Here is a 12,440-nt window from a genome sequence, read left to right on the forward strand (position 1 = left end):
GATGCTATGAAAAAAATATTAAGTCTTCTAATTGTATTTATAGTAGTCTTTGTTCCGCTCAGTCATCTCCCCGCTGCAACTGCGGAAGCAGTCAATCCGGCTGACGGGACAGAGCGGGAGCTGGAGCTGGAGCGGCAAGCCCCGATTAACTTCCCTGTTTCTACTTATGGCTATAAGTACTTGGGAACGGCCAACGGACTTTTGTACTTCAAGGAGCCGATACTGAGTAAGAATCCGCGTAATGCGAAGGGGCAAATGCTTCAGGAGTATGTCGTTACAATCAATACCAAGACGAATAAGGTGGAGTGGGAGCTTCCGATTTACGGGGGCTTTAAGTTCGGTGATCGTGCTTTTTTTGACAAGGCAGGTAATTTATATAGTCTGGTTGGCGCGGGGCTGAAGCAATTCTCTGATGAAACCTTTCTTTATTGCATTAGTCCCAAGGGCACGAAGAAATGGGAAGTAATCTTTCCCCGATCGCTTGAGATTGACGGTCTGATCAACAATCAATTATTTGTGCATGACAACTCCTCGGTCTACGCAGTGAATCTGAACGGTACCGTAGCCTGGAGTAAAAGCTTCGAACGGCCCAAAATGCAGCCTTCCCATTTTCTTAGCGGGGTTGCCTTGAATGAAATATTGACGCTCAAATATAACTCGCAGCATATAGAGTCCTCTTTTGACGTTCTGGACTGGAATCTCAAGAAGAAGCTAAGCTATCCGCTAAGTGCGAGCAGTAGAGTAGAGCAAGCGCTCAAGCTGAACAATGATACCTATATCCTCAAAATAAAGAAATCAAAGAGTACCACGCTGCTGGTCGCTATAGGCACAGACGGCAAAGCGAAATGGACAAAGGGTATTGATCCGACAACCAACATACTCCACATCGTGGACGGCAAGCTTTTATACGCCAATAATAAAGGCTTCTATGTACTGAATGGCAGCGGCGAGCAGCTGAATCATACCCCGCTGTCTCCTATAGGCGTTACTGGGATTTTCTACAGGTTACGGCTGGACGATAAATATATCTCTATTACAGTCGATGGCAGAATTGAGACCCAAACAGCGCTGACCGTGCTGGACCGGAAAAGCTACAAAACGCTGTATTCGTTACCCTACCCGCTCAAGGCTGGAGAACAGTCTAAGATCTATTTTGATGATATATTATTCACCCAGAACAGCTTTTACACCGTCTATGACAATCAGCTCATTCCGCTAAAATAGAATCAGACCCGAAAGCCCGTGCACCTGTACGGGCTTTTGTGCGCGGCCGGCGGCCACCCGTGAATATCCTTCCTGCTTGTCATGCCCGTCTGCATATTGCAGGCAAGTCCCTCATAGACATGTACTAATCAATGCTTTTCAAAACAGGTTAAGGGGATGATGTCATGCGCCGGATAACATGGGTACTCGCGATCATTATGAGCGTGGCCCTGGTGCTCGCGGGTTGCGGGAAGAAGGATGCCGCTTCCGTGGTGAAGGATTTGAATGCTGTGTCTGACAAGCTGGAAAGTAAGCAGGGGGCCTATCAGGGTTCGGGTACGATGACCCTCTATACCGGCGAGCAGCCGCAGGAGTATAAGGTGGAGGTGTGGTATAAGAACCCTTCCTATTACCGGATCAGCCTCTCCAATGTGCAAAAGGATGTAACGCAGATTGTGCTGCGCAACGATGAGGGGGTATTCGTGCTCACTCCAAGCCTCGGCAAAAGCTTCCGCTTCCAGAGCGACTGGCCGGACAATCAGGGTCAGGTCTATCTGTACCAGACGCTGCTCCGCGGCATTACGGCCGACAACAACCGCCAGCTGACTGAAGAGGGCGATAATTACGTATTTGAGGTGGCGGCGAACTACCAGAGCAGCGCACTCGTCCGGCAGAAGATCTGGCTGGCCAAAAGCACCTATGAGCCTAAGCAGGTTCAGGTCTCCGATTCCGAAGCCAAGGTTGTAGTGGATGTGAAGTTCGACAGCTTCAAGTTCGACCCGGAATTCACCAAGGATTCTTTTGATATGCAAAAGAATATGGCGGCCGGAACGCCTTCCGAAAGCACAATAGCCGAGGTTGACGAGAACGGTAACGTGGTAACCGCGCCGGCTGGAGAAGAAAACGCAGAGCAGGCAGCAGCAGAGCCTGGTGATTTCGGGGTCATTGAGCCGGAATACATACCGGCAGGCGTAACCTATAAGGATTATCACAAAATCGAAGGCAATAAGGATCATGCGGTGCTCATCCGTTATGAAGGGGACTACCAGTACACGATTATGGAAGCCCGTCCTCTTGACCGCGCTGTATCGCTGGCTCCGGCCACGCTGGTCGATCTGGGATTCACTGCCGGGGCGCTTACCGGTGACGAGCAGCAGACGCTGACGTGGATGAATGACGGAGTGGAATTCCGGATCACGAGTGCGAATCTGCCGCTTGACGAAATGATGCAGATTGCCGCTTCTATGCAGGCACAATCGGGTAAGTAATATTCAGTAGGCGGATACAGTGCATTGTGGGAGCCAATCCTCTACAAGCCGTATCCGCTTTTTGTACTATAAAGATGACGATGCCGGGACCTCCGAACGATTAGCAAAAAAGATAGCCTTGCTCCACATTGACAGCCCCCTTCGCTAAGCATTACCATTGGCAGTAAGACTACAAACGCTGCAAAGTTCTAAAGCGTTGTTTTACTACAATGTAAGAAGGTGACCCTGAAGTGCAAGCAAGCTATCGACCTACAGTTGCCGAGATAAATCTGGATGATCTGCGTGCCAATTATGAAGCTTTCCGGGCGGCGCTGCCGGCGGAAACCAAATTCATGGGATGCGTCAAAGGAAATGCGTATGGTCACGGGGCAGTGGAAGTGACGCGGGAGCTTGAACGGCTTGGAGCGGATTATGTCAGTGTGGCTTTTCTGGATGAGGCATTGGAGCTGCGTCAGGCGGGAATACTACTTCCTATTCTGGTGCTGGGCTACACCTCACCGGAAGGCATAGCCGTTGCCTGGGAGAACAACGTAACCGTAACATTATTCACGCCGGAAGTGCTGGAGGCGGTAAGACAGCTTCCTGCGGATCCGGAGCACCGGCTGAAGGTACACGTCAAGATTGACAGCGGGATGGGAAGGCTCGGGCTTTTGCCGGCAGACGCCCCCTGCTTCATTGAAGAAGTGCACCGGACAGCGCAGGCGGAGCTGGAGGGCATGTTTACCCATTTTGCCAAGGCAGACGAAGAAGACAAAAGCTATACACTGATGCAGCACCGGCGGTTCATGAGCGTAGCGGAAGCGCTTCGGGACAAGGATATACAGATCCCGATCATACATACGGGCAATAGCGCTACAGCCATTGATACACCTTTCCTATCCAGTAACATGGTGCGTGTAGGCATAAGCTTGTACGGGTTTTATCCCTCATCAGAGGTAAACCGTGAGCGCGTGGCTTTACACCCGGTAATGACGCTGAAGACACAGGCGGTATATATCAAGACACTGCCGCCCGGCTACGGCATCAGCTACGGCACCCGCTATTTCACGGACAGCGAAGAGGTAATTGCGACGCTGCCCGTCGGATACGCAGACGGATATTCCCGCATGCTGACAGGCAAGGCGGAGGTGCTAATACGCGGACGCCGCGCTCCGGTCGTCGGAACAATCTGCATGGACCAGTGTATGGTAACGCTCAAATCTTTCGCTGGAGAAGCGGAACAAATCCAAGCTGGCGAAGAGGTTGTACTCATCGGCCGCCAGGGCAACGCCTACATTACGGCGGATGAACTGGCACTCCATTTAGGCACGATTCACTACGAAGTAATCTGTATGCTGGCTCACCGTGTACCCCGCGTATACATACGTGAAGGTGCTGCTCAAAGCCTGGTGAACCCTCTGCTGAAGCCTTGATTAAGTGACAGAATATCGTATACAGGAAAAGAATACAAAGGATAATCGTAAGGGCTGTTGTGACATATAGTCTATACGTCCCGCCATTTCTAGTTTATAATGGGATGCAGCATACTTGATATACTATCTGCATATATTCCTTGTATAAAATTCCTTGTATATTGTAACACTGGAACACAAGGGCAGAAGGCTTGTGGGGGTGGAAGAGAAGTTGGCCAATTTGCAGAACACCAAAAGAATTATGATCAGTTTGCCCGATCATCTTTTGCAGGAAGTGGATGGGATCGCCCAATTGGAGAACTCTAACCGGAGTGAATTGATCAGGCAGGCCATGAAGCTGTATCTGACGGAACGCAGAAAGCGTACAATCCGGGAATCGATGCAGCGGGGATACATGGAGATGGCAAAGATCAATTTGACAATGGCAAGCGAGGCATTTCTCGCGGAGGAAGATGCAGACAGTACTCTTGGCCGCTTAGTAAGCGGGGTGTAGATATTGATCGTTAAACGCGGCGACGTTTTTTTTGCCGACCTTTCGCCGGTTGTAGGCTCTGAACAAGGCGGAGTAAGGCCGGTACTGGTCATACAGAACGATATTGGCAACCGGTTCAGCCCGACGGTTATTGTAGCAGCTATTACTGCCCAGATCCAGAAGGCCAAACTGCCGACGCATGTGGAGATTGATGCGGCTGCCCACGGCTTTGACCGGGATTCCGTCATTTTGCTGGAGCAGGTTCGGACGATTGACAAACAACGCTTAACTGATAAGATCACCCATCTGGACGATGATACAATGAAAAAGGTGGATGATTCGCTGCAAATCAGTCTGGGCCTGATTGATTTTTAGGCCGGGACAGGAGCTAATATTCCCTTAAATGGAGAAGACGTATTGCTTAGGCAGTGCGTCTTTTTGATATACGCGGCTGGCAAGCCCGGTAATAATCTTTGTAGTAATCATTAAGCACGTGCTATAATTAGACCGGTTGGTCGGTTTAGAAGGGGGTTACCGGTATAAAAGGACGTTCGGATGGAGAAGAAACGAAGAGACGGATTGTGCAGCAGGCTGCCCGGCTGTTTGTGCAGAAGGGGTATGCGGCGGTAACGGTAAATGAGGTCTGCATGGCAGCAAAAGTGAGCAAAGGCAGCCTGTATCATCATTTTCCAAGTAAGGATGAGCTGTTTCTGTCCATTGTTGAGGAGGATACAGAGAAGTGGCTCGCGGAATGGGAGTTAATCCGGGCCAGAATCAGCGGAATTGAAGAGCGCTTCTATGCGCTTGGAGAGCATTATGCCAATGATTTTCAGAATCCGCTAATCTGCGGACTTGAGGAATATGCACGATCCCGGACCCATACGGAGGAGATTCATCAGCGGCTCTCGCAGCTGTACGATTCCGGGGCAACAGCCTGCCGCAATTTGCTTCAGGAGGGTATGGACTCAGGCTATCTGGCCAGCGGCGATCTGAATCAGTATGTGGTGGTTGTCTGCGGTATGCTGGAGGGAATCGGCAGAGTTCGAGAGATTACGGCTCCTTCGGAAGGAACGGCGGAAGTAATGAAGTACTACCGGGATGGCGTGCGTCTGCTGCTGCAGGGGATGCGGGCCTGAATAAATGAACCCATTAAAGCTTCAAGGCAATTATGCCGGAACAGCGGACAATGTGCCTAAGAGGCTTATCAGGCTGTTAGTTAGACCGGCTGGTCGGTCTTAATACATCTGTATACGTTGTCTGGAACGGTCTATTTACATGATTGAATGAATGATCCATGCAGGATAAGCAGAAATTAGAAGGAAGCTGCCTGTATGACGATTTAATACCAACTTAAAGTGTAATAACGGAGGGAAACACAATGTCTTTGCTTTTGAGAAACCGCGGTGCCATGCTGATGCTGATGATCAGTATCTTTTTAACGTTTACGGGGATTGGGCTGGTAGTACCGATTCTGCCGACATATATGAATGAGCTGAATATCGGCGGCAGTGTTGTCGGGTTGCTGGTCGCTGCCTTTTCACTGACCCAGCTGATTATCTCGCCGCTTGCCGGCAGATTGTCTGACCGGATGGGCCGCAAAAGAATTATCGTGCTGGGGCTGGTGGTCTTTTCCCTCTCCGAGGTTGTGTTCGGTGTAGCCGAGCTGCCTTGGATGCTGTTCGTGGCCCGGATGCTGGGCGGAGTCGGGGCAGCGATGATCATGCCTGCGGTTATGGCTTACGTGGCCGATACCACTTCAATGGATGAACGGGCCAAGGGAATGGGGATGATCAACGCGGCCATCACGACCGGGTTCATTATCGGACCGGGGATCGGCGGCTATCTGGCGGAGTTCGGTATCCGTGTTCCGTTCTTCGCTGCGGCAATTGCGGCGGCTTTTGTAGCTATTATCACGTTTATTTTATTGCCGGAGTCGCGTGTGGCAGCGGCTGTTCATGATAAGGCGGCTGCTCAGCAAAAGAGTGAAAGTCTGGTCACCCAGCTGGTGCGCTCGTACCGGGAGCCTTATTTTGTCGGACTGGTGATTGTATTCGTCATGTCGTTCGGTCTAGCTAATTACGAGACGGTGTTCGGGCTGTTCGTCGATCATAAATTTGCCTTCACTCCTAAGGATATCGCCTTTGTGCTGACCTTCGGCTCGATTGCCGGGGCAGTGGTGCAGCTGACTGCTTTTAGCTGGATTCTGAACCGTTTTGGCGAAAACAGAGTCATTTCCGTCAGTCTGCTCGCTTCAGGCGTCTTCATCCTGCTCACACTGTTCGTCCATGGCTACTTCATGATTATGGCCGTGACGTTCGTTGTCTTCCTGGCGATGGATATTCTGCGTCCCGCTGTCGGTACCCAATTGTCTAAGATGGCCGGAGAGACCCAGCAGGGCTTCGTCATGGGGATGAACTCTGCATACACCAGCCTTGGCAATATTGCCGGACCGATTGTCGCCGGTGTCCTGTTCGATCTGGACATTAATTTCCCGTATGCGGCAGCTGCGCTGGTGCTGGTTCTCTGCTTCCTGCTGTCCCTAAGCTCGGCTAAACGGATGGCGCGGCGCAGTGTGCAGGCTAAGTAAGCTTTTGGCGTGCAGTGTGGTGATGCAGTATCCCGTTAACTTTGGCGCAGCGGCAATCTGTGATACTATTTTAGGGTAGGCAATGATGATATCAGCATGTGTGCGGAAAGAGGGATACTATTGGCAGCAGAGAATACGAATACCGGCAATCTGCAGGATGATGCAGCACTCCGGCAGGAACAGGAACTGATTCTTGCGGCAATCGCGAAGGAGCTTAGCATCAGCCTGAAGCAGGTACGGACTACTGTAGGACTTCTGGACGAAGGGAATACCATTCCGTTTATCGCGCGGTACCGTAAGGAAATGACAGGTGAGCTGGATGAGAATGTGCTTCGCGACATTGAAGAACGGCTGGGTTATCTGCGTAACTTAGGTGACCGCAAGAAGGATGTCATCCGCAGCATCGAGGAGCAGGGCAAGCTGACGCCTGAGCTGCAGGCGCAGATCATGAAGGCGGTTAAGCTGCAGGAAGTGGAGGACTTGTACCGTCCTTACAAGCAGAAGCGCAAGACCAGAGCAAGCGTGGCTAAGGAAAGAGGGCTGGAGCCGCTGGCGGACTGGGTGCTGGAGCAGCGCCGCCAGGGCCAGCCGCTTGATGAAGCCGCTAAATATATAGATTCAGACAAGGGTGTGGACAATGCCGAGTCTGCGCTGCAGGGCGCAATGGATATCATCGCCGAGAATATCGCTGATGATCCGGTCATCCGGGCCTGGGTCCGCCAATATACGGCGAGCCAGGGCATTCTGGTCTCGGAAGCGAAGGATGCGGAGCAGGAAAGTGTCTATGAGAACTACTACAGCTACCGTGAGCCGGTACATAAAATGCCGCCGCACCGCATTCTCGCGATTAACCGCGGGGAGCGGGAGAGTGTGCTGAAGGTCGGGATCGAGATCGTTCCCGATAAGATTCACGGCTTTATCACGCGCAAGCTGATCAAGGGGCCATCCCCGGTCAAGGAGCTGCTGGAGACTGTGACCGAGGATGCCTACAAGCGGCTGATCGCGCCGTCTGTGGAGCGCGAGGTGCGCGGGGAAATGACAGAGAAGGGCGAGACGCAGGCGATCTCGATTTTCTCGGGCAATCTGCGCAGCCTGCTGCTGCAGCCGCCGGTCCGGGGCCGCAATGTGCTCGGCGTTGACCCGGCGTACCGCACCGGCTGCAAGCTGGCCGTTGTCGACGACACCGGCAAGCTGCTGGAGGTGGCCGTAACGTATCCGACGCCGCCGAACAACAAGAAGAAGGAGGCGGCGGCGAAGTTCAAGGAGCTGATTGCCAAATACGGCATCAAGCTGATTGTCATCGGCAACGGCACCGGCTCGCGGGAGACGGAGCAGTTCACGGCCGAGGTGATTGCCGAGGTCGGTGATCCGGAGCTGGCGTACCTGATCGTGAACGAGGCAGGAGCCAGCGTCTATTCCGCCTCCAAGCTGGCGGCGGAGGAGTTCCCGGACCTGGATGTGGCCGAGCGCAGCGCCGCATCGATTGCCCGCCGCGTGCAGGACCCGCTCGCGGAGCTGGTCAAGATCGACCCGAAGGCGATCGGGGTCGGGCAGTACCAGCACGATGTCTCGCAGAAGCATCTGGAGGAGAGCCTTAAGGCCGTCGTGGAATCGGCCGTTAACCATGTCGGTGTCGACGTGAACACGGCCTCGCCGTCGCTGCTCTCTTATGTGGCGGGCGTCAACTCGACCATCGCCAAGAATATCGTGAAGTTCCGCGAGGAGAACGGCAAGTTCACCACGCGTAAGCAGCTGCAGAAGGTACCGCGTCTTGGCGCCAAGTCCTTCGAGCAGTGCATCGGGTTCCTGCGTATTCCCGAAGGGGACAATACGCTGGACCGCACGCCGATCCACCCGGAATCGTATCCGGTGGTGGACCGGCTGTTCCGCGAGCTCGGGCTGGACGTGGCGAAGCTCGGCAGCCGCGAGGTTGCGGCTGAGCTCGAAGCGCAGGATGCCGCTGAGCTCGCCGTGAGGCTGGATGTCGGCGTGCCTACGCTGCGCGACATCCTGGAGAGCCTGCAGCGTCCGGGCCGCGACCCGCGCGAGGAGCTGCCGCTGCCGATCTTCCGCACGGATGTGCTGAAGATCGAGGACCTGGTTCCCGGCATGGAAATGCAGGGAACCGTCCGCAACGTCATCGACTTCGGCGCCTTCGTCGATATCGGCATCAAAAACGACGGGCTGGTCCACATCTCCCAGCTCAGCGGCAGCTTCGTCAAGCACCCGATGGACGTCGTCTCCGTTGGCGACAACGTCACCGTCTGGGTGCTCGGCGTCGACCTGAAGAAAGGCCGGGTCAGCCTGACCATGCGCCAGCCGCGTGAGGCTGCGGGCAGCGTGAAGTAGAGCGGATAAGATTTCATTCTGCAGAGATTAATGAGAAAGCTGAGCTGCCCCGTTGTTGGGGAGGGCTCAGCTTTTTGCAGTGAGCGTCATTAGTTGGATATTCGCCGTCTAATCGTACCCAACCGGTACATGCAGGAGGATTAGTTGGATAATCGCCACCTAATTCAGGAGATTATGCCTTACTGAGGTGATCTCGGTAATAATAGAGGGACTTTTTCCAGTTAATACCTTCAAACTTTGATTTTATAGGGATTTAGTTGGCTATTTTCCACATAAATGGATTGAGCTTAAGAGCCGGTCGGTAGTCTGGCCCGTAGTCTGGCCCGTAGTCTGGCCCGTAGTCTGGCCCGTAGTCCGGCCCGTAGTCCGGCCTGTAGTCCGTGCCGCAGCGCAGACGAACCTCCGGGATGCTGGTGGTATCTATAAATGATACAGAGGCCTTTAAAGGGCTGCTTCGATATCGTTTTTTACATTTTCCTTAAGCAGCTAACCCGTTGGTCAACTGCACAATGGATTTCGTCCGTTCATCAATATTTTTTCTCTCTGTGAGCCATTATACTGAAAGCGTGTTCAACAAGAGTTGTAGGGGGATAACGATGGAAGGATTAACAATTGGCTGGTATGGGGCATTGGCGGGACTGGCGTTAGCCATTATTCTGATACTGAGAAAGCTCAATCCTGTTTATGCTTTGTTTCTTGGTGCTATTGCCGGGGCGTTGATCGGCGGTGCCAACCTGGAGCAGACTGTAAGCGTTCTTGTAAGCGGTACACAGAGTGTGATGGGGACGGTGCTGCGCGTGCTTGCGGCTGGCGTGCTGGCCGGAGTGATGATGGAGTCGGGCGCGGCTGAGACGATAGCCCAGGCAATCGTGCGCAAGTTCGGAGGCAGCAAAGCCATCCTGGCACTGGCGCTGGCAACGATGATTATTACCGCAGTAGGCGTGTTTATTCCGGTGGCGGTGCTCATTGTAGCGCCGATCGCGTTGTCGGTAGGCAACAAGATGGGCATCTCCAAAACAGCGCTGCTGCTGGCATTGTCGGGCGGAGGCAAAGCGGGAAATATTATCTCTCCCAATCCGAATACGATTGCCGCAGCCCGCGGGTTTGATCTCGATCTCAGTCATGTGATGCTGGCCGGACTGATCCCGGCGGTATGCGGTCTGATTGTAACGGTAATTGTGGCTTCACTCCTGAAGATGAAAGGAAATATGGTTACAGATGAGGAAGCGCAGAACGGCAGCATTGACACTTCCACGTACCCGCCGCTCGGCAAAGCCATTGTCGCACCGCTCGTTGCGGTCATCCTGCTGATGATTAATCCGATCGGCTCGCTGTCCGGCATTGAGGCATTGGCCAATTTCAAGGTGGATGCACTGTACATCCTGCCTATTGCCGGGATTGTCGGTATGCTGGCTATGGGCCAGAGCAAGAAAATCCTGCAATACACTTCTTCCGGGCTTAGTAAAATGACGGCAACGGTACTGATCCTGATCGGCGCCGGCGGTATTGCCGGTCTGATCTCGGCATCCGATCTGTCCACCCAGGTGGTACAGCTGATTCAAACGGCCGGTATTTCCGGGACATTCCTGGCACCGATCTCGGGGATTTTGATGGCGGCAGCTACGGCCTCCACTTCAACAGGCGTTATTCTGGCTACCGGCTCCTTCGGGCAGGCCATTCTGGATATGGGTACCGCACCGCTGGCGGCGGCTGTCATGGTGCACACCGGAGCGACGGTTATCGACTCGCTGCCACAGGGGAACTACTTCCACGTGACTGCAGACAGTATGAAAATGAGCATCAAGCAGCGTATGGGCGTAGTGCCTTACGAGGCAATTGTCGGCGGAACGATGGCGGTTGTGGCTACAATTATCTACGGATTTTTGTTTTAAACTAAACATGGGGTGAGGAAATGAGAGAGAAGACCTTTGTACTGGCACCGGATTCTTTTAAAGAGAGCATGACCGCGAAGGAAGTCTGTATCGCAATGGAAAAAGGGCTGCGGAAGGTTTATCCCGGAGCTGAATATATACATGTCCCGATGGCTGACGGCGGAGAGGGCACGGTTCAGTCCCTGGTAGACGCCTCGGGCGGACAGATGTATACAAAAGAAGTTACAGGTCCGCTGGGCCAGCCGGTTACGGCGCAATTCGGCATTATGGGCGACGGCATTACGGCTGCGATCGAGATGGCTTCGGCCAGCGGCATCCAGCTTGTAGCCAAAGCAGACCGCAACCCGCTGATTACGACGACGTATGGTACCGGCGAGCTGATCCGGGAATGTCTGGACCGCGGCATCCGCAGCATTATTATCGGCATCGGCGGCAGCGCGACAAATGACGGAGGCACCGGGATGGCAGAGGCGCTTGGCGCAACATTCCTGGATGCTGATGGCAGGGTGCTGCCGCGCGGCGGCGGCAGTCTGAACCGTCTGGCAAGTGTTGATGTGTCGGGGCTGGATGAACGTCTGCAGCAGGTGCAGCTGATCGTGGCCTGTGATGTGACCAATCCGCTATGCGGCGAACGGGGCGCATCGGTTGTATTCGGGCCGCAAAAAGGCGCAACACCTGAGCTGGTTCAGCAGCTCGATGCCAATCTGGCCCATTATGCAGATATCGTCAAGCAGCAGCTTGGCAAAGACGTCCGCGATCTGCCGGGTGCCGGAGCCGCCGGAGGGCTTGGTGCAGGGCTGATGATTTTCACCCGGGCAACACTCCAGCGCGGGATTGAGATTGTAATCGAATATACCGGCCTGAAGGAAAAAATGGCGGGTGCCGATCTGGTATTCACCGGCGAAGGCGGCATCGACTTCCAGACCAAATTCGGCAAAACCCCTTACGGTGTTGCCGCCACCGCCAAAGCCGGCGGTAAAAAAGTCATCGCCCTGGCCGGCTACATCGGTGAAGGCATCGACACCCTGTATGCGGAGGGCATCGACGCGATCTTCGGCATCGTTCCAGGTGCTTCGGATCTGGAAAAGCTGCTGAAGGACGGTCCGGCCAATGTCGAACGTACCTGTGAGAATATCGCCAGAGTGCTGAAGCTGGCCGAGTAAGGCGCAATAGAAACAGACTAGAACATAGAAACAACCCCATTAGAGGCCAGCTCCTGAGCATGTTATTGTGCGGGAACGGCCTTTTTTTTGCTTA

Annotated in this window: 10 protein-coding genes; all 10 read left to right on the forward strand. The window is 53.7% G+C overall.

Annotation, left to right across the window (positions count from 1 at the left end; genetic code table 11):
• Nucleotides 1-6: 6 nt before the first annotated feature.
• The 10 genes from R70331_RS05320 to R70331_RS05365 all read left to right on the forward strand — a co-directional run bounded on the left by R70331_RS05320 (nucleotide 7) and on the right by R70331_RS05365 (nucleotide 12,346).
• Nucleotides 7-1,224: a hypothetical protein gene (locus tag R70331_RS05320; RefSeq protein WP_042173497.1), complete on the forward strand. Its 1,218-nt coding sequence runs from the start codon at nucleotides 7-9 to the stop codon at nucleotides 1,222-1,224.
• A 164-nt stretch (nucleotides 1,225-1,388) separates the two neighbouring features.
• A complete protein-coding gene (locus tag R70331_RS05325) occupies nucleotides 1,389-2,471 on the forward strand; it encodes a LolA family protein (RefSeq protein ID WP_042173499.1) in 1,083 nt (360 codons plus the stop codon).
• 230 nt (nucleotides 2,472-2,701) lie between these two features.
• Nucleotides 2,702-3,883, forward strand: coding sequence for an alanine racemase (gene alr, locus R70331_RS05330; protein WP_042173501.1), 1,182 nt, complete (start codon nucleotides 2,702-2,704; stop codon nucleotides 3,881-3,883).
• Between the two features lie 211 nt (nucleotides 3,884-4,094).
• Nucleotides 4,095-4,376 (forward strand): CopG family ribbon-helix-helix protein, encoded by a 282-nt coding sequence (locus R70331_RS05335; protein ID WP_039878289.1) that lies wholly within the window; start codon nucleotides 4,095-4,097, stop codon nucleotides 4,374-4,376.
• A 3-nt stretch (nucleotides 4,377-4,379) separates the two neighbouring features.
• Nucleotides 4,380-4,730: a type II toxin-antitoxin system PemK/MazF family toxin gene (locus R70331_RS05340; protein ID WP_039870351.1), complete on the forward strand. Its 351-nt coding sequence runs from the start codon at nucleotides 4,380-4,382 to the stop codon at nucleotides 4,728-4,730.
• A gap of 206 nt (nucleotides 4,731-4,936) precedes the next feature.
• Nucleotides 4,937-5,491, forward strand: a complete 555-nt coding sequence (locus tag R70331_RS30340) for a TetR/AcrR family transcriptional regulator (protein WP_052418931.1) — start codon at nucleotides 4,937-4,939, stop codon at nucleotides 5,489-5,491.
• 242 nt (nucleotides 5,492-5,733) lie between these two features.
• A complete protein-coding gene (locus R70331_RS05350; RefSeq protein WP_042173503.1) occupies nucleotides 5,734-6,942 on the forward strand; it encodes an MFS transporter in 1,209 nt (402 codons plus the stop codon).
• 120 nt (nucleotides 6,943-7,062) lie between these two features.
• The gene (locus R70331_RS05355) at nucleotides 7,063-9,291 is read left to right on the forward strand and encodes a Tex family protein (protein ID WP_042173506.1); all 2,229 of its coding nucleotides are present in this window, start codon (nucleotides 7,063-7,065) and stop codon (nucleotides 9,289-9,291) included.
• A gap of 596 nt (nucleotides 9,292-9,887) precedes the next feature.
• Nucleotides 9,888-11,183, forward strand: coding sequence for a GntP family permease (locus R70331_RS05360; protein WP_042173508.1), 1,296 nt, complete (start codon nucleotides 9,888-9,890; stop codon nucleotides 11,181-11,183).
• 20 nt (nucleotides 11,184-11,203) lie between these two features.
• A complete protein-coding gene (locus tag R70331_RS05365) occupies nucleotides 11,204-12,346 on the forward strand; it encodes a glycerate kinase family protein (protein ID WP_042173510.1) in 1,143 nt (380 codons plus the stop codon).
• Nucleotides 12,347-12,440 lie beyond the last annotated feature (94 nt).

The organism is Paenibacillus sp. FSL R7-0331, from assembly GCF_000758645.1.
Classification (GTDB): Bacteria; Bacillota; Bacilli; order Paenibacillales; family Paenibacillaceae; genus Paenibacillus_AQ; species Paenibacillus_AQ camerounensis.